8 protein-coding genes are annotated in these 17,118 nt (G+C 63.0%); all 8 read right to left on the bottom strand.

What is annotated here, in order from left to right; all coding sequences use genetic code 11:
- Positions 1-232: 232 nt before the first annotated feature.
- Complete coding sequence (locus tag IAQ70_RS10475) at positions 233-2,413, bottom strand: hypothetical protein (RefSeq protein ID WP_190989264.1); 2,181 nt, start codon at positions 2,411-2,413, stop codon at positions 233-235.
- 252 nt (positions 2,414-2,665) lie between these two features.
- A complete protein-coding gene (locus IAQ70_RS10470) occupies positions 2,666-3,190 on the bottom strand; it encodes a hypothetical protein (RefSeq protein ID WP_190989263.1) in 525 nt (174 codons plus the stop codon).
- Positions 3,177-4,985 (bottom strand): type IV secretory system conjugative DNA transfer family protein, encoded by a 1,809-nt coding sequence (locus IAQ70_RS10465; RefSeq protein ID WP_190989262.1) that lies wholly within the window; start codon positions 4,983-4,985, stop codon positions 3,177-3,179. The genes IAQ70_RS10470 and IAQ70_RS10465 overlap by 14 nt, the downstream gene beginning before the upstream one ends.
- An 8-nt stretch (positions 4,986-4,993) precedes the next feature.
- The gene (locus IAQ70_RS10460) at positions 4,994-6,451 is read right to left on the bottom strand and encodes an ATP-binding protein (RefSeq protein WP_190989261.1); all 1,458 of its coding nucleotides are present in this window, start codon (positions 6,449-6,451) and stop codon (positions 4,994-4,996) included.
- Positions 6,448-7,914, bottom strand: a complete 1,467-nt coding sequence (locus tag IAQ70_RS10455; RefSeq protein WP_190989260.1) for an SCO6880 family protein — start codon at positions 7,912-7,914, stop codon at positions 6,448-6,450. The genes IAQ70_RS10460 and IAQ70_RS10455 overlap by 4 nt, the downstream gene beginning before the upstream one ends.
- Before the next feature lie 69 nt (positions 7,915-7,983).
- Entirely contained in the window at positions 7,984-8,640 is a 657-nt protein-coding gene (locus IAQ70_RS10450) for a hypothetical protein (RefSeq protein WP_190989259.1), read from the bottom strand.
- 63 nt (positions 8,641-8,703) lie between these two features.
- Complete coding sequence (locus tag IAQ70_RS10445) at positions 8,704-8,991, bottom strand: hypothetical protein (RefSeq protein WP_190989258.1); 288 nt, start codon at positions 8,989-8,991, stop codon at positions 8,704-8,706.
- An 815-nt stretch (positions 8,992-9,806) separates the two neighbouring features.
- Positions 9,807-17,108 carry a SpvB/TcaC N-terminal domain-containing protein gene (locus tag IAQ70_RS10440; RefSeq protein WP_190989257.1) on the bottom strand — a complete coding sequence of 2,434 codons (7,302 nt, stop codon included), beginning with the start codon at positions 17,106-17,108 and terminating at the stop codon, positions 9,807-9,809.
- Between the last annotated feature and the right edge of the window lie 10 nt (positions 17,109-17,118).

Here is a 17,118-nt window from a genome sequence, read left to right as displayed (position 1 = left end):
GACCCGGTCTAGGCGGCCGTCATGGAGGCCTAAGCTATCGTCTGCGCCGCCGCCCAAGCGGAATCACCACGGACCCGTCTTCGCTTCGGCGTCATCAGTTCTCTGTCGTGTCCGAAGGCAGGCGGGGCCCCAAGAACCATCCTGGCACTGCAAGGGACTTTTGGCACTGCAAGCCACGTCGGTCACCGTCCAAGTTCACCGGCGTTGATCGGGCTTTGTCGAAAGTATCTGCTCACTGCAATGTCAGCTGCTGATGTATGCGCTGCTCCATAAGCTTTGATCCGCCTTGAGCTTCTGGGCCCTGATGACTTCGGACTGAGTCCAAAGCGTCGCGAACCTCCCTCTGGATGCGGAACTCTGACATGCCCGCGTACTTTGCACGAATTTCTTCCGCCAACCTCAGCAGTTCCTTGGGAACGCCTTCGAACCGGGCGATCTGTGTCGCCAAGGGCAGCGTGGTTGTCTCCACTTCAGTTCTCAACGGTCCAAGCCGAAGGATCTGTGACAAGAAATCGGGGCTAAGGATTGGCGAAGCGGGGGCATCATCCCCCAAGTGCTCCCTTAAGTGCTGTTTCAGCCTCATCGCCGTCTTGTCCAATGTCAGCCACCACGCACGGTAGCCCATAGGAGAATCAGAACTCTGTTTCCGAACTTCAATGACTCCCACGGTGTTCTCGACGTCGTGTGCCACCAGTCGGCTGACAGTCCCAGGGTCGATGGAACCATCTGCCCGCCGCCGGTCATGGGCTTCGTTCCACAATTCCTGAACGGCGCCCCTCAAAGTGGTATCAGCATTGTCGGCGAGCTCCTTGAGGCTTCGTCGCTCGATCCCAAAGTGGTACTTCAAAAACGCGCGGACGTCGTCTTCCGGGCGGGAATCGCCTCGAATCTCCTCCAGCCAAGAGTTAAAAAGTGCAGGATCCTTTCCGGACAGGACGAAGGTGGCGAAGACGAAGGGAAGTGCTCCGTTTGTCTCGCTGGACCGCCGCGAAGCGAATCCCGCGCACTTATGGAGATGACTGTTGATCTCCTCGACTACGCCATCTGTTACATAGAGGTTCAGCCCAGCGGCCTTTGCCGCCGCAAAGAGGTTCGTGTAGTGGCGTTCCGTCGGATCGGTGACCAATAGCTCGCCCAATAAGGGGAGAATTGCAGTGGTGTCAAGCCAGATGTCCCCGTCGGCAAAGACCTTAAACATTGTCTTCTGGACATCAGGCGTAAGCTTCAGGAACGCGAAGAGGGTGTACGCGTCAATCATCCTTCGAAGGTGCGTCCGCGACTCTTCGCTTGGTCCATCCAAAACCCGGAGTATGGCGGTAGCAGCTTCGTTAGGGTGCAGGACCCCTTCGTAACCGTGCTCTGTCAGATCGGCGCTCACTTGTGAGTTATCCAATTGGAAAGACTCGCCCTCGTTCACAGCAGCGGCGAAAGCCTCCCCCCGCTTCATGAGTACGAGTTCGAGCCCGTCTTTGAGCTTCCCGGCCTCAGCTGCAGTCCTTTCCGTCGACTGATCGAGTGCCGCCTTCAGGCCGAATATGCCTGCAGCCAGGTCTTTCAACAGGGAACTTTCACCCAGAAGGTAGTCGGCGGTCTGCTCTCGAATACGGGTTGCCTCGGAAAAGGCAAGACTGTAAGCATCTTCCTTCCGATTGAACTTGACCGGTCCCCCCTTGACGGAAAGACGTCTCAAGGCGCTTTCGGTCAGATCCTTGACTTGCCGAGGAGCCCCATGCGGAACGAGTTTGCCCATTTCGGCGTGAATAGTATCCGTAGAACGGACATTCTCCGCGTCGGAATCATGCAGTATCGACAAAACGAGCGACTCGAAGCAACTTTTGGTCAGGCTGCGGTCGTTAGCACCATCCCTCGTGTCCAACGTCAAATGGAGGAGTGCCATGCGGCCCTCCTCCCCGGTCAGGGGTTGAGCCACACTGCTCACGACCCCGCGAGCGCGCAGTAATGGATCTACCAGACGAGTGGCAAGCTCCTCGGCCGCAGCCGCCCTCTGTGTATTCGTGAGCTCCCGCTCCAGAAAATACGACTGGTCCAAAATATCTAGTAACACCTGGTGGTCGTCCCAGAGCTCCGTTTTCAGGGAGTCTCCGGACGCACCAATTACCCGCGGCGATACAAAGATGATTCGCTTAATTAGAGGAAACGTATCCTTCAGGCGCTTCTGAGTCTTCTTGATCTTGGCCGACCAGTCGGCCACTACCGAATATTGAAATCCTACGTCAGGAAAACCGTCAACAGAGAATAATTCCCCATCGCGGCCCCCGTCCCCGGAGGGGGAGGCAGTTGTCCGCAGCATCGGATAGTCCGAAACTAGAAATTCTGCTGCGAGGGTTTCGAAAAGACGCCAATCGCTTGATTCAATTTGTTCAAGGGCTAGTTTGAAGCGTGCTGCTGCCATACTTCGAATTCTAATAGGCCGAATCTGGAATGAACCCGTTGCTAGGAACCTGTGTCGAATGCTGGACGCGACCTTGGCCGATATCGGCCTGAACTTGCAGGTGTGCGAAGCGAGTACGTGCGGTAGGGAGACCAATGGATCCGTGCCCACTGATACGGCGATCCCGTCTCTGACCCAACACAACGGACGGCCGGTCGGTCCTGCAGGAAAGTCGCGGTCAAGCTTCGATCTACGGCCGTCGGGGCCCACAATTCATCGCTCACCAATTTCAGAATTCGTCACCAACTGGTGCGAAGCGGCCTGCCACTCAACGAAGTCCGCGTCATCGAGCCGCAGGATTCTCACCACCGGTTCCTTGTGCACTTGCAGGCCGACGCAGCCGGCAGTCCTAGTATGCATCCGCAGACGCTCGACGGCGTGTGGCAGTCTTTCGTGAAAGGCGAGCGGCCCGAATCCCGGATCGTCGCTGGCGTAGGAAGCCAGTTCCGCCCGCTGCAGGGCATAGAGCTCAGCCACGATCTCGGAGTGCCGCCACCAGCAATCCGGGACCACCGACGTCGTCAGTTGGTACGTGGCAACGAGCCATCGGACCCAGGTAGCCAGGGCGATCCAAACACTCCCGGCGTGGGCGTCCGTCATTTCCCGCCAGCGATGTGTCACTCCAGTTACCCGGGCCGGTGGCCGGAAAGCGGTGCGGAATAGTTCAGCGGTCAGATCGTCGTCGTCCGCTCCGGTCGACGGGATTTCAAAACGTTCGACGTCGTCACGGCTGTCCATCGCTCACCTCTTCCGTTGCTTGCTGCCGCGAACGGTGGCCATCGGCCAGGGTTCGTTCGAGCTCGAGCTTTGAGCGTCCGAGTTCAGCCGCATCTTTTCGCTTGTGCCATTCGCGCAGATCCAGGAGGATGGGGCGGGTTCGCCGCCCGAGCATGAGGGCTGTGCCGACCGGTAGGCGCCTGATTTCATGCAGCGGCAGGACTGGGCTCTCCCTGATCTGCTCGCCGTCCTGGCGGCCTTGCGCGGACCAGGAACGGGTGTTCAGGGTCAGGCTCCGCTCCCCCAGCAGTCCGGCGAGGGAACGTAGATCGCGCTCGTGCGAGCCGCCGCCGAAGATCACCTTGATGATGGCCGAATCCCAGATGGTTGCAGCCTCATCGATGGACCAACCCGTCCGGGCCTGCGCCAAGGACTGAAGGACCACAAGGGTCGAAATACCGATGCCACCACCGTCAGAAAGGGCGATGGGCAGGCCTGGCCACGGGGCCAGGTTGGCAATCTCGTCCAGGATCAGGGACAACGGTGGATCCAGCCGCCCTCCGGGAGCGATGAAGGCCATCTCACGAGCAGCATTGTCGATGTCGTCGATTAACGCCGAGAGATAGGGCCCGGCTGCGGCTGCTCCGGCGCGGGTGCCGATCAGATACAGCGTGCCGCGGTCGCGGATGAATGCTTTTGGGTCGAACTCCACCGACTCATCCTCGGGGTTCAGCGCGGCAAGCACCCTCGGGGACGACAGCGGCGCGACAGCGGCCGAGACCCCAATCCACGAGTTAGACGTGTTCCTGGGGTCATCCTCCAAGATGCCCATCAGATCGGCCTGCCAACCCAGCGCAGCCCCGGGCCGGCTAAGCACTTCCAGCGCCTCCCGCGCCAAGACGGGGCTGGAGGACCAGCGGCGAAACGCGCGGACGCCCTCCCCCGACAATGCTGCAGCATGAAGAAGGCATTGCAGGATGATCAGCGAGCGCTTTTGCCAGGCGGCATTCTCGCCCTTCATCTCCGTGTCCGCGGTGATGACGAGGGCCCGGCGGGTGGCGATGTCAGGGTCCTGGCAGCCCCGTACCGGAGACCAACGAAGCGTTGACGGGAGGCCGGACATGCCCTGCGGGTCGAATACGGTGACGGGTCTATCGCCACTGGCTCGTGCCGTCATGGTGACTACAAGGTTGTCGGCTCGGGTGGAGGTAGTGACTACTGCCCCGGGCGCATCGAGGATGGCATTGATGACTACGTAGAGGCCCTTACCCGAGCGCGGGGCGCCTTGAATGACCATCGATTCCTCCGTGGAGACGTGGATCGTCACTCCGCGCGAACGGCCCAGGGTCCACGCCACGTCCTGGATCCGGGGTTTCGCCAAGCCTGGCCGGGTGAATTTGCCGCGTTTCCGGACGGCTCGGGCTCCGAAATCCTGGAGAATTTCGGCGCGCTGGGCGATCCCCTCGCGTTTCAGGATGTCCTGGCGCAGCCACGCTCCTGATTGCTTCCACCGCTTCCAAAGCAGGTAACAGCCGACGGCGAGCGCCGCCACCAGAAGCAGCACCGGACCAACCACCCACCAGACGCTGCCCGTCCCGACGTCGCATCCTTGCGGCTGACGGACGATCCACTCGATTCGGCCTGCAATGAGTCCGACGGCGGCGCCCGGGCTGAAGGGCGACAGCGACATGGCACCGCAGCGCCAGAGCGTCAGGGTTTGGGCGACTGCTTGGACCAAGACGCAAAGACAGACATAGCCGGCCGCGGCCATCAGCCCGACCGTAACCAAAGGGTTGTCAGTGTTGCGCCGGTTCATGCCCGGCCTCAGATCATCCGGTCGTCGGTGCCGAAGACTGCCAGTTCATCGGTGGTGACTCTGTTGGCCACGATGAAAGAGCGGTTTCCGACCTTCCATAGTCCGACGCCTTTGGGAAGGTTCTCGACGTGCTCGCACTCAGCCTCAGTCAGTCCAAGGGCCTCTTTGGTCAGGCGCATGGCGTCGTGCTTTTGCCGGTAGATGATTCTGGTGTCTGCTTCGGTGAGCAGACCGAGGGCTTTCTGCCGGTGGCCGCTGGTGCTGTCGCCGATTTCGTTGAGGTCGGCGACTTTGTGCATTATCAGCAGGTTGGCGATGCCGTAGGTACGGGCCAGGCGCCATTGCTCGCTCATTTTGGCGAGCATGTAGGGGTCGGCCAGCATTCGCCAGCCTTCGTCGTAGACCACTAGCCGTTTGCCGCCGTCGGGATTGGTGACGGCTGCTTCCAGCCACGTGGCACCGCACGCCGCCGCCAGCGATAGCGCCTGCTCAGAGGCGCCGATCAACGCGGAGGTGTCCATCACCATCATCGGCGCTTCGGCATCGAACGAAACGGTTGACGGAGCGTCAAACATCCCTTCCAAGTCTCCGGAAACTGTCCGCCGCAGCGAGTGGCTGACCGCCTGTCCCCCGTCCTTGCCGACCAGCCCGACCGTTTCCCTGGACGGGTTCAGCAGGTGGTCCAGCACCATAGGCAGCGTGGGATTCGAATTCTCGGCAACGGTCTCCATTAGAGCCATATCCAGTGCCGTGTGCTCCACCGGAGACAGCGGCATTCCTTGCCGCATGAGGGAGACCAGTGCCACCAGCAGGTAGCGGCGGCGTTGCCGGACCACCGCCTGCCATTGTGCCTCGCTCAATGCGCTGGAGCGCGGTCCCGCATCGAGTGGGTTTACACGTGCGGACCGGCCCGGGCCAACGGAAATGACCTTGCCGCCCACAGCGTTGGCGACGGCGACCCACTCGCCCTTGGGGTCAGACGCGACGGCAGCCTTTCGGCCCAGCGTGATCGACCTAGCCACCAGGGATTTTCCGCACATAGACTTGCCGGTCCCGACCGTGCCGATGACGACGATTGATGGACCGCTGATGATGCCCTTGTCGTAGAGAATCCACGGATCATAGGCAAAGGCCCCGGCTCCGAACACGTCGGTGCCAATGTAGGTTCCTTCGTGGCCCAAGCCTGATTCGGTTATAAACGGGTATGCAGCGGCAAAGGTCATGGTGGACGCCCGGTGCGGTGCCGGACGCAGTCGGTGCGGCCCGCGCAGGGAGTTGGGTTCTCGGCTCCCCCAGTCGCCGAGTTCGTTCCGGTCAAACGCAGAAGCTGCCCTCTCTCCCAAGGCGTGGAGCGCGCCCTCCCATGGTTGGCTGGCTCCGGCGGCCGAGCGCCGGCGTCGTTCCTTCCGCTCCTGACGGCTCCCGCCAGCCGGCACGAACTGAACCGATTCGGTTGCCCGTGTCATCGCAGCCCCCTCCCGACGGGCAGCCCACCAGCGACGAACGCGGCCCACTGCTGCCCGGCTAACAGCCGCAGTTCGACGAACGCGCCTGCCGCAGCCGACTCCAGTTCCTGCCTGTGCCGGGCCAAGTCTTCGAGCGTGGGCGCAGTGATGGTCACATAGGCAGCCGGACGGACGTCCCCGTGGCCTGCAACGATCTCTTCCTCCCGCTGGGCAACTTCTTCCTCCTCGGCCCGTTGCTCACGAGTGAGTGGCCTATCGAAACGCGTGTTGATCCGTCGCCTGGTTTCGTGGGCTTCCTGGGCGGAGCGGATGTCCCGCAATGCCTCAGTTGTGGGTACCGCCCGGATCACCTCGGTCACCGTATGGCGAAAATCGCCGACATATATCAGCGGATGTAAGAAGCCAGGGAAGACTTTCTGCCTGGGCCACTCGGCGATCCAGAAGGTTTGATGAAAGCCCGTGTCCGTGCGCAGATAGCTCCAGTGCTCCACGACAGCCATTGGACCCGCCGGGAGGCTCTGAACCTTGGAGTCGCCGTCGTTCTGTTGGGGCGATGCCAAGGCCCCCGGATCGAAGACACCACGGACGACGTCGAGGATGCCCGCCTCGGGCAGCCACTCCTCCACCCTGACATAGTGAGTGCCCAGCGCCGTAGTCATGGCCTCGACTTCCAGCCGCAGGACACGTTCGACGCCGACCAGTCCCCCGCCGCTCTCCCGGATCCGGCGTCGAGCTTTGGCGGTGTCCACAACAAGGGTAAGCAAGAGATCATGGCTCATCGCCGAGCCAGCGGCGGAGATCAGGTCCTCGTAGGCTCGCTGTCCCCAGGTGAGTTCCCCATCTCGGTCCGCGTTCGGGACGATCCGGTCATAGAAGTCGCGCAGCGCGGAGGAAGGATAGGGCACCGTGTGGTCCTGCACGGCGATTCTGGCAACGCTGCTGCGCTGGGCCAATCCTGCCTGCACCCGGGACCATGACTGCACAGCCCAGGCCTTGTCGTCAGCGTCCAACAGAGCGAATGATCTGGTGCTGCACCGCAACACGGCGATGGCTTCCCTGCCGCGGGCGTCCACCATGAACGACTCGCCGCGGGACGTCCGGCGCACCTCCAGGTTCCCCAATCCTCCCGGCAGCGCCAGCCGCCCGGCCAAGGCAGCCCGTTCAGGCCTCACCAGAAAGCGGGTCTGTTTCGTGGCCATCCTGACGACGAACAGCGCAGCGTGGCTGGCCCACACCGGGTAGGGAATCCGTGAGTACTGCAGCAAGCCGAGGAGTATCAGCGCCAACCACATCGGTCCCGAGGCGAAAAGGCCGGCAGGCCCGCTGACCGTCGATGCCGTGCTGGCCACCAGGACACCGCCAGCGAGGAAGAGCAATTGGTACCACTTCAGACCCATAAACAGGCCGCGGCGCTCATACCTAGGAAATTTGACGGCCTCGAGAGCCCGGGAGTTCTCAGACACGGGAATCACCATCCTTGGGTGGCTGGACGATTGGTTGCCGCGGCTTCAGCGGCCGCACTGGCGGCGCCGCTACAGGAACGGCTTTGGGATCAGTTGCGGACTGGGGCGACCGCGGCCATGCGGGCTCGAGGCTTGGCCAAGAGCAGTGCGACCACGACCTCGGACCACCGGCATCGAGCACATCAGAATGAAGGCCAGGGCCCAGACCACGATGACGGCCAAGGCAGTGACGACGACAGCCCCAGCCGCGCCGCCAGTGGATCCGGGCGCCAGTGCCACGACGTTCCACTCCCGGCCGGAGCCGGCGGGAGCTTTCTCGAAGCCGAAGAGCCGCATGAACAGCACGTAGGGGTCCGTACCCAGGGAGCCGAGCAGCGCCGTCGACGCCTCATCGCTGACCTTGGCGAGCTGGCGGACCAGGTAGACGGCCCCGGCGACCATGGGGATAGCGGCGGCGCCGCCCGCGAACGCCCGCACCAGACGGCGGGGCTGCTGGCTGATGAGAGCGGAGAGCAGTTGGAGGATCATCACGACGACGAGCGGCGTGAGCATGACGACGACCCACCAATTCGTCAGCCCTTCGATGGCGGTCCACTGCGAATCATCCACGTTGGAGACGCTGAAAGCGCCCGTGATGAATGACCAGATCCAGGCGGCGACGTTCTGCAGAATGTTCGCGAAGAACGACGTGATGGAACTTTGAACACCATCGTTGGCCTGGGACACGAGACCGCACCCGGGCGGCCACCATCCATTCAGATCACACTGAACCGGCATGACAAGCCGGGCCTAAAATCCGAGGTTGAACGCCGTCTGGGACCAGAGAATGTAGCCGTTGATGCCACCCAGGATCGCGGCCACGGGGCCAGTCCAGAGCAGGATCATGCCGCCGCCGGACGCCAGCCGCGACGATTGACTCAGCTTTCCCGCCAAGAGCATGGCAGCAGCGACGATGGCAACGATCGCGATCACGATGAACGCGCCAACCAAGATGCCGCCGCCGATCTGCTTCAGCGACTCAAGAAAGGGAAAGCTGGCGTTGGGGGTGATTCCCGGGTCTACAGCTGCCATCAACATTGGGCGCTCCATTTGTTGTCTTCGATGGGTGTGAGGGGTTTGGGTTCACGACTTCATTGAGACGGCGGGGTGGGGCGACATGACTGACGCTGTTACGGATTCGGGCCGCAGCGCATTGGCACACTGCTCGGACTATCGCACTATCGGACTACGCAAACTTTCGACGGATGCTAAAATCGGTGGAAAATACGCAGACGTTCGCAGCGATTTCGCCGTCGCTGTGTTGGATCTCTAGACCGCGAACGTATGGGTTCTGGGAGCGGGGAACCTAAAAATATGTGCAGAACTCTTAGGCGTCATCGAAATTGTTATGCGCCAGAAGGGCCTGTTCTCTTTGCAGCGGAGGATCTGGCTTGCATGGCTGGAGAACAGACAGTCGCCAGGAAGAATTCTTCTTCCCGAAGAGACCCACCCCTACTGGTTATTTGAACCACCTGCAGAGCACGACCCTTCGTGCGACGTTGGGGCACCTTGAGTGGATCTCTATAAGGCGGCAAGGCATGCGTCAACCGGTATTGGAAGTCATGCCATAAAACGTACCGCGTTGCATGATCTGCTGCCCGGCTACTCGATGCGCTGACCGGCAAGGGCTCAAAGGCCACGCTGGGCAATTCAAGGGTGAAACATGCTCCTTCATTCTCCATTTCCGAGGAGCAGTTCCTGTCAGCATAAGAGCACCAGGAGAGACTCGGAGCCGTCATCGGCGTCGTTGCCCAACAGGCAACAGGAACTTCGCAGTGGCTTCCCCGATATGAAAAGCCGTAGATCTTCGCGGTATCCCCGGTACGACCTAGTCAAGCCCTAAGCAGGGGGCTTCATTTGATTGGCCAGTGCGCGTCGCGGCTGTTCCTAGGTACAACCGTGGGAGTGGGCGATGGGCTCAGGGACTGACCTTGGCCTTTCGTATTTGGTCCGGTTCCCTCAAGATGCCCGTGCGCATGTCCGACTGATCCCTTGCCGTGGCCAGCGGGGTTGTGACGATGGTAGTTGGAGCCGTTTGGATACAACGTGTGAGTGTCAGGACCTTTGAGCGGCGGCGTCGACCCACCCTTGGGCTCGATCAGCGTGTTGCCATGCGGGTCGACGATAAAGCGACCGACCTCGTGGCCAGTACGGGTATCGACTGTTTGCCGTGCTGCCCTGCCCTGCCTGAGACGTCCGGGCCCGAGCAGTCCTGGGTCAATCATGTTGGCCATGGCCGCCATCGCCTCCGGAAGGGACTTCGCGCGGGAGACGGCAATCTGTGTGTCAATAGCGTCCATCACGAACAAGGTACCGCGCCCGATGGGCGTGAGATGCAGTCCGATGAGTGTGGCGACCTCCATCCCACGTTCGAGAGCCTCGGTGGCACCGAAGGCTTGGCCCAGTTGCTCGTCGCTCATGCCTGCAATCTCAGTGCTCCAGAATCGTGCGTTGTCGAAGGCCGATTTAGAGACCTGACGTGGGGAAGTCTCGTGGGCGAGGAGCATCCAGTACTCGTTGTCGAGCGCTGAGAAGATGTTCCCGTTGATCTCTTCGACCGGTCGGCCCTGGACGTGTATTATCTCGCCGCTGCCTTGGAGGAGGATCTGTTCGTCGATGGTGCCTGCCGTCCATGCAGACTCCGTTCCAACCAACACCGCGGCATGGTCAACGCGTTCGAAGCCGGTGCTGGCGACTTGGGCCCAGGGGTTTCCCTCCGCATCCATCACGATCTGTCCCGTGGCGTCCTGCGGTGCGAGGCCTGTCGGGTCGATGGCGCTGACTGGGTTGCCGCCGCAGTAGGCATAGGCGTTTACGCCTCCTGACAGTCCGGAAGGGTCGGCGGAGGTCCATTGTGCGAGGCCTGGGGCATAGTACCGGGCTCCCATGTGGTACAGGCCTGTGTGTTCATCGCGTTCTTGGCCGCAGAAGCGGTAGCGTTTGCGCGCATATCCCCCAAAGCTCGTTTCGCCATAGGGAGTATATTCTTCACGATTAAGGAAGGCCCCGGTCCCGTCCACAGTGACGGAAACGCTGGCGAGGTGGTCGGCGAGGTCGTATCTGACCGGCGGGCCCGGGTCCTCCGGGTGTGCCGAACCGCTGCGCAGGCTGGCCACGCGGCGGACGCCATCGGAGACGTGCAGGAGATCATTCTCGCCAGTCAATGGGCCATGCTGCCAGCGATGATGCTCGAAGACACCTCCAATGTAGGTTGTGATTTCGACCGCACCGTCCTGGGTACGGACGATTTTGGTGACCCGCTGGCCGGCTCCGTCATACCGGTACTGGGTCTGCACCGAGGGCCCGGCTGTTCCGGAGCCCTCAGCGAATGCGATTAGTCGGTTTGCGTGGTCCCAGCTGAAGTGCCGTGATGTCGTCTCGGCCACGAGGTTGCCGCTCTCGTCATATTGGTACGACAAGGTGGCGCTGCCCACGTCCAGCACGGCGAGACGGTTCGTCTCCGGGACTATATTGAATTTGCGCTTGAACACCGTTCTACCGCCTGCGTGGCGCAGTTGTTGCAGGGCGCCGACGTCGTCGTAGGTGTAGCTCTCCGTGTAGGCCGCGGTGAGACTGCTGCCGTCTGCACCAGGGATGGCCGGAGCTCCGGCGCCACAGCGACGCACATCCGCCCAAGGCTCGGCGGAAGCGGACTGGGCGCATTCACGGCCCTCGGCGAGCACGAGCCGGTCTAACGAGTCGTAGCTGTACCGGCGGACCAGAGCGTCGCCGGCGACGGCCAAGGCCCGGAGTTGGGGGTCAGCGATCCGGCCCGCGCCCGGGGCGCCGCGGATCCCGCAGCCGGGGGTACGTTCGGTGATCTCGAGCATGTTGCCGAGCAGGTCGTAGCTGTACTGCAGGTCCTGCAGTGGGGCTCCGTTGACTTTGTAGGTAGGGGCACCTGGCCCGGAAGGCGGGGGTGTTGTGTACGGTTCGCTGCGCAACCGCAGCGGGCGCCCGTTCGTGGTGTCGTAGCAGTACCGGGTCAGGACCCCGTTGCCGAACACTGTCATTGTGTGTCGCCCGGAGGCATCGTAGGCGATGTCCTCAACCACGGGCGTCCCGTCGACGCGGACCTGCCGGAGGGCGCCGGCGTTGTCATAGCTTAGTTGCAGTTCGCGGCGGCTCATCCCGGCTCGGCCCGGACACTTGAGGGACCGCGGTTGGTCGAGCGCGTCGTACATCCAAGACAGCAAGTAGGCAGAAGGATCTAGCAGAGCACCGGCGTGCTCATCGAGGGACGTGTTGGCGGGCGGCTCCCAATCGACGCGGAGTGCGGCGGGGCGGGTGGAATCATCGGCGCCGACGGGTCGGTCGAACCCGGCGAGGAGGACGCCTTGGTTGAAAACCTGGCGCTCCTCCTCGAGCACGTTGCCTTGGAAATCGTAAGCCAGACACCTGCGAAGCCCGGCCTCATCGTGGTGCTGGTACAAGGCCAGGAGTCGGTTGGCAGCCTTGCTCGCCGCACGCTGTTCGGATGGTTGCGCAGGTGTCCCGCCGTCGCCGTACTCGAGCCGCTCACGCAGCGTCACGGTCTCCTCTCGAGTGTCCCTAGCCCATCGGCGGGCCGGCCGACCGATCACGTCCTGGGCAGTTAGGGCAAGGGCACCACGGCTATCTCTGTGCTCCACCTCGTTGCCTAGGGCGTCAGGGACCGATCGGTGGACGCCGGCGTCGAGGCTGTCGCTGCGGAGCGGGTGTCCGGTGAGGTCATAGACGTAGCGGTAGGCTTGGCGCCCCAAGGCGTCGGTCACTGAGAGCAGGTTGCCGGCAACGTCGTACGCGAAACCGGTAGTCACGTCGCGCGGGGGCGCCACGGCGTCGGTCCCTCCGTTCGAACGGGCGGGTGCACGGTGCCGCTGGACGCGGGTCACCTCCCGGCCCAGGGCATCGACCACGGTGCTGGTCGGCGTATTCCAGACGTGGGACCATCCGCGGGCCTGCTCTGGGTGTGTGCGCCCGGCGTTGTCATTGCTGTCGTAGAACGATGCCTCCCACGGTGTCGGGAGGAAAGCAACGGGATTATTGAGTTGGACCGGGACGCCAGGGACCAGCCGGTTCTCAGAGCCGTCCGGGAGGATTGTGCGGATGACCCGCCCAAGGGGGTCGTACTGTGTTTTGGTCGTGTGCCCGGGCGGTTGCCCGGCCCTGGGTACGTACTCCCATCCGGTGTCGAAGCAGGGCTCGAAGACCTCGACCACTCGGCCCTTGGCGTCGTAGGTTCGAGCACCGCTGACCACGACGCGTGGTGTGCCTTCGTTGGTCAGCTGACCGGTAACTGCGCGACCGGGGTCGGGGTCTCCTTGCACGGGGAGCAGGCCGCCGCCGAGGACAGGGTCACCGAAGACGACGGATTCGGCAGAGGCCCGGGTCTGCACGATCCGCCCGAATCCATCGGAGTAGGTCACCGACGTCACCATCCGGTTGCGATCGGCATCTGGGACGTCAAGCGATTCGGCGTGGTGCAGCCGCCGCTCGGTGCGCACGGAGATCGGGTGCGGTGAATCCCCAAGGGTTGAGCCGGTTCCGTTCAGGTCGTAGGTGAAGCGGACACTGGGTTCCTCCAATGTGTCTCCGGGGCCGGCGTCCGGGTCACCTCGCTGGACGATGCATTCAAGAAAGCCCAGGGGTGAGTAGCTGACAGTGCTCTGGTTGCCGTTGACGTCGGTCAAGGTGGCCGGTTTGAACACGCGGTAGTCGTTCTGGGCGCGGGTGACCAACCCCACCGGGTTGTGTACGGACGCGGGGAGCAGGTCGAATTCGTCGTAGTCAACCGTGGTGTCCCGTTTTCCGGCGGCGGTGCCCAACGGGTCGCGGGTGACGATCGGCAGGCCCCGGCCCCGGCGCGGAGCGTCGTGGCCTCCGAAATCATCCTGCACGTCGTATCGGATGCGTTCGGCGTTCACGTAGTACCCGGGAAGGTGGGCCGGGTCGCCTTCCTCAAGAACATAGCCGGCGAGGGGAGGCATCTGACTGCGGAATTCGGGCGGGTACTCCGGCGTCCAGGGCGTTGACCGGCCGGCTTGCAGGTATGGTGGCAAGCCGGGCTCGTCATGACCTTCGGGACCGGCGTAGGCGAGACGAAAGAGCTCTTCGGTGGCCACGAGGACTTGCCGTCGGGTGAGCGCGCCGAACGGCCCCACCTGGCCTGCGGGGAGACCGGTGAAGGCGGGGCCATCGAAAAAATTCACGGTGTGCCCGGTTGGCTCTAGTTTCAGGACCCCATCGGGCGCAGTGGCCACATCCAGTGCCTGCATCCCGCCAGAGTCCCGTATGTCCCAGCTGGTGGTCGTTGCGATGCGGTCCCGGAGGTGCAACGCATCGTCTGTCGGTGAGGCAAAGACGATGCGTTCCCGAGCTGCGAGGTAGCCCTGCTCGGGCTGGTCGGACAATCGGTGCCAGCCTTGTGGGCACGCCACCGTGGTGCGCACACGGGCCTGGCCGAACGGATCGTAGTCGTCAGCAACAGTGATGACGGTCAGCGGGTCGTTCCCGCGTTCCCATTGGGTGGTCCGCTGCGCTACCGGGTGCGGAAAGAACACCCGGACGCGGTCCGTCCCGTCCGGGGGGTGGCTTTCCTCCCGCACGGAGTAGGAGGTCTCGGTGACCGTGTAGGGGCGGTCGCTTCGACCGGCGCCGTCCAGGGCGTACAGTTCGGTACGCAGGATCGAACCGCGCAAGGCACGGAATGCGTCGCCCCGGGCAGTAGGTGGCAGCCGGTCCAGCAATGCGCTGAGCTGCTGTGAACGGCTGAACAGAGGTGGGTCCCCAGTCCAGGCCCGGCTCAGGATGTCCGCCTCGCGTCGCTCCTCAGACTCCTCCCCGACCGGGCCGAGATGGAACCACGTCCGCAACAGTGTCGCGGGCGAGGGGCCGGTGGTGGCATCCTCGAAGGCCTCCATGTCGAGTCGGTCGACTACCCCGAAGCCGCGAAACTCCCGCTCGGCACCGTCCCAATAGCCTTGGGAGTACCGGAACCGGGACGACAGTGTGCCTCCCGAGACACGGTCGGCTACGGCGACTGTCTCTACGACATGCACCGGGAACGGCAGCGGCGTGTCCCAGCGGGTGCTGGCGTCGTCCTCGTCGCGTTGGTATGCCGTGGTGGAAGTGGCGTAGGTGATCTGCGTGGTTGCGCCAATGTGGTTGTCTATGCCGGCAAGCAGATACGGTTTTGGCCCGATGACGTCGAGGAACTGGTAGCCATCATTCGTGTCCGCGTCGACGTCACCGGTATCATCGGACCACAAAATGCCGTGGGTGCCGGTGCCGAGCATGTCGAGCAGCCGAACCGCGTCCGGATCCTTTAGCCGCGGGATTCCCCCGATCGTGGTCGGCGGTCCCCATCCGTTGCCGCCGCGGTTGATCCAAAACGTCACTTGGCGGGGGCCGACGTAGACAACGTCGTCGAGCCCGTCGCCATCGAGATCGCCGAGCAGCACCCGCCGAGGGTCAAAATCGGCTCCAGGAACGTCGCTGGGGAAAACTGGAGGGTCCTCCATGGTGATCCGCGGTGCCCACCGGCCGTGACCGAGATAAGGCCAGTAGTCGATGCGGCCTTGCTGAAGTAGGACGATGTCCTGAAGCCCGTCGCCGCTGAGGTCTGCAAGCTTGACGCGGGGATCGGAGAAACGTACATTTGGGAACTCTTCGGCGGGGCCACGGCTCCTGAGCTGCGGGCGCTGCCAGCCGGTGTGGGGGTCATTGAGGAACAGCTCGAAGTCCTGCCCGGTGCGCAAGGCGTCAACGACGCCGTCGCCATCAAGATCAACCAGCCGCAACTCTGTGTCGTCAAACGCGATGGAGGGGGCCTGCGGGTACTCTACGAAGCGTTCCCACCGCCCTCCGAAGCCCTGTGGGAAGTAGCCGCCGCGGCCGAGTACGAGCAGGTCGGCGCGCCCGTCGCCGTTGAGGTCGGCGAGCTGGACGCCGGCTTCGGCCAACGAAACGTTGACCGGTATTTCAGTTAGCGGGTGCGGACCGTCGAGGATTCCGTTGCCGCGATTTCGCCAAAATTGAGACGATCCGGCACCCAACTGCACTACGTCGGGTAGGCCGTTGGCGAACAGGCTCACGAGTTCGAATTCATTGTCGGCCAGGGACCTGATGGGTAGTGCCCCGTTGGGGGACCGGAGGGGAAAGGCTGCGGTGTTTCCGCCCCGGGGCGCCGTGTAGTCGAAGGTGAGCGGTGGCAGCCGCTGCGTCCGGTCCTCGTCGTGGCCCACGGAGGTGACGCTGCTCAGCAGCGACAGACCGTTCGCTGGCGCTGCGGTGCCAGGCAGCTCGCCCAATCGAATCCGGTCATCGACGTAATTGAGCTCGTAGCTTCTGACTAAACGGTCGGCGTCGGTCTGGACGTGGACTTCGATGCGTTGGCAGCGGAGCCGAGTGCGGACCTCGAAGCCGGCCCGGTGGTCGGAAAAAGGGTCGGGGCGGTCTGCGTAGACAAAAGTGACGTTGACGAGGAATCCGGGCTGACCGTCCCGTATCAGGTCGACATAGCGGACCTGATGCAGGTAGAGCTGATCCCAGGCGCGTAGGCCGATGGTGTTCCGGTCGTGTAGATACCGGTATTCGACGCGGTTGCCGAACGGGTCGAGTGTTTCGGACAGCCGCCAGTCGAAAACGTGGTTAGGATGTGCCGGGTCGGCTAGGGTAGCGACTTCAGCGCCGTTGCTACCCCCGTACTCGCTCGTGATGCCGTCTTTGCCCTGCACTTGCCAGATGTCAGAGTCGGACCCCCGCAACCGCTGTACGCGTGCGAAGGCTCCTTCGGTGCGAGGACGGTACGTGATGCCGGGGGCCGCTGGCCCGATGTCCACCAAGTCATCTAGGCCAGAGAGGATGAAGGTATCGGGTTCGGTTGTTTCGTGGTCGTCAAGGTAGCGAGGTACACCGGTTGAGGTTTTGCGGGTGATCCCTGGCACGTGGACTGACCAGCCTAGACCGAAGGGACCGTTGCCGCTGCCGGAACTATACGCCAACGTCAATGCCGGCTGTAGTCCGTTCCGGCCGGGGGGGATGGCGATTGGGATGCTGAGCTGGCCGGTTCCGGTGGACGGGTCCGGTGCGAACGTCTCTCCGATGCCTTGTATGGCTCCGCCGCCGCTGGGCAGCGCGAGGACCTGCGGGGAAATTCCGGATTTGTCGCTCATGTTGCCTCCT

The sequence above is a fragment of the Pseudarthrobacter sulfonivorans genome (assembly GCF_014712225.1).
GTDB classification, from domain to species: domain Bacteria; phylum Actinomycetota; class Actinomycetes; order Actinomycetales; family Micrococcaceae; genus Arthrobacter; species Arthrobacter sulfonivorans.
This window is presented reverse-complemented; position numbering and strand designations above follow the sequence as displayed.

Coding starts and splice junctions, on each gene's coding strand:
- IAQ70_RS10475 (WP_190989264.1), bottom strand. CDS start 2,413: ATGGCAGCAGCACGCTTCAAACTAGCCCTTGAACAAATTGAATCAAGC.
- IAQ70_RS10470 (WP_190989263.1), bottom strand. CDS start 3,190: ATGGACAGCCGTGACGACGTCGAACGTTTTGAAATCCCGTCGACCGGA.
- IAQ70_RS10465 (WP_190989262.1), bottom strand. CDS start 4,985: ATGAACCGGCGCAACACTGACAACCCTTTGGTTACGGTCGGGCTGATG.
- IAQ70_RS10460 (WP_190989261.1), bottom strand. CDS start 6,451: ATGACACGGGCAACCGAATCGGTTCAGTTCGTGCCGGCTGGCGGGAGC.
- IAQ70_RS10445 (WP_190989258.1), bottom strand. CDS start 8,991: ATGTTGATGGCAGCTGTAGACCCGGGAATCACCCCCAACGCCAGCTTT.
- IAQ70_RS10440 (WP_190989257.1), bottom strand. CDS start 17,108: ATGAGCGACAAATCCGGAATTTCCCCGCAGGTCCTCGCGCTGCCCAGC.